Below are 1,886 nucleotides of genomic sequence, written 5' to 3' on the forward strand. Positions count from 1 at the left end.
TATGATTCCAACACAAAAAGCATATAATATTTTCCAATTCATTAAAATATAAATACTAAACTAAGTCTTTTAAATACAATAATAAAAGCATTTAAAACCTCCATAATCGTTGATATAACAGTGATTATGTGGTATAATTAGTATAACAAATAATACTAATTGGGGTGCTTTTATGTTTTCTAAAAATGAATTTCAACAACTGTCTTTTAATGATTCTGTCTTAAATATGCCCGAATATCTTAAAAAAATACTTCAAGATAGCTGGGCTCATCCTTTTCAGCAGATAATATTTCCTGCAATTGATGAAGATAGATTTGAAGTGCTGTATTCTGATAAACCATCCAGGCCTAATTCTCCAGTTAATGTAATCATTGGAGCTTTAATTCTAAAAGAAATCTTTGGTCTTTCTGATGCAGAGCTTTTAGCTTCTATCTACTTTGATGATAGATTTCAGTATGCTTTAAGGCTCACCAGTGAAGAAAAACCTCCAGTTTCAATTAATACTTTTTCTAATTTCAGAAAAAGAGTTTATGCTTATGAAAAAGAAACTGGTAGAGATCTAATTAAAGAAGAAGTAGAATCTCTTTCTGAACTTATTGCTCAAACTTTAAAGATCGACAATGAAAAAGTTAGAGTTGATTCTTTTATGGTTGCTTCTTCCTGCAGAAATCTTTCTCGGATAGAACTGGTATATACTGTGAACGCTAATTTAATTAAAAAGCTCAATCAACTAGATAAAGCTGTAATACCTGAAAGCTGTCTCAGCTATTTAGATAAAGGACATAAAAATGAGACTATCTACAAAACTAGAGATAAAGACGGTGAATCCAAACTAGATTTTCTTTTAAAACAATCACAGATGCTCTACCAAGCAGCTTTAAAAAGTGATTCTAAAATATCAGAAACTGAAGAATTCAAGCTTTTAAAAAGAATGCTCGGTGAACAGACTGATCATGATGATTTTGATGACCTTGATCCAGATAATATTGAAGCCAAAGATGCTAAAGAACTGGATTCAGATATCCTTCAAAACCCCAGTGATCCAGATGCAACTTATCGTTTTAAATATGGAGATAATACTGGTTACACTGCTAATGTTGTTGAAGTATTTGATGGTGATAACAGTATCATTAAAAATTACGATTTTAAAGAAAACATATACAGCGACCAAAAATTCAGTGCTGATACAATAGATGATTTAGCTAAAGAAACTAGCTTAGATAACCCACTTAAAATGATTGTTGATGGAGCATATTTCACCATTGCTCTTGCTAAAAAAGCTGTTGCTAAAGGTATTGAATTAATACCTGGCCAGTTAACTGGTAGAAAACAGTCTAAATCTAAAATGAGTTATGGAACAACTTTTAACTTAGATGAAGATAACCTTGTTACATCCTGTGTTAACGGTGAAGAACCATTTTACAGTGATTATGATGCTGAAAAAGATGTCTGTACTGCAAAGTTCTCTAAAAAAGTCTGTGCAACCTGCAGTCTTAAAGAAAAATGCAGAATTCAATTTCAGAAGAAAGCTAATACAGCCAGATTCGATAAAGACAGATACTTAAGAGATATTTACCGCAACAGGATGAAAACTGATGAATTTATTGAACTCACCAACCAACGGGCTGGAGTTGAAGGATTACCTTCTGTCTTCAGAAGGTTCTACAATGTCGACTCAATGCCTGTTAGGGGTAAAGTGCGTTCAAAATTATTCTTTGGCTTTAAAGTTTTGGCCAGTAATGTTAAAAAGTTATTCAAGAACCCAGGGATAGTTACTGGATAAGGACTATCTTCAGGATATTTAATTATATATTGTTGAAACTTGATTTTTAGTATTTAAATCTTAGTTTAATCAGATAATATTTGGTGTTTTTGTGTTACAATCA

General features: G+C 31.6%; 1 protein-coding gene. It reads left to right on the forward strand.

What is annotated here, in order from left to right; all coding sequences use genetic code 11:
• Positions 1-172: 172 nt before the first annotated feature.
• The gene (locus BM077_RS13490; RefSeq protein ID WP_089751204.1) at positions 173-1,783 is read left to right on the forward strand and encodes a transposase; all 1,611 of its coding nucleotides are present in this window, start codon (positions 173-175) and stop codon (positions 1,781-1,783) included.
• Positions 1,784-1,886 lie beyond the last annotated feature (103 nt).

This window comes from Candidatus Frackibacter sp. WG13, assembly GCF_900114655.1.
GTDB lineage: Bacteria > Bacillota > Halanaerobiia > Halobacteroidales > Acetohalobiaceae > Frackibacter.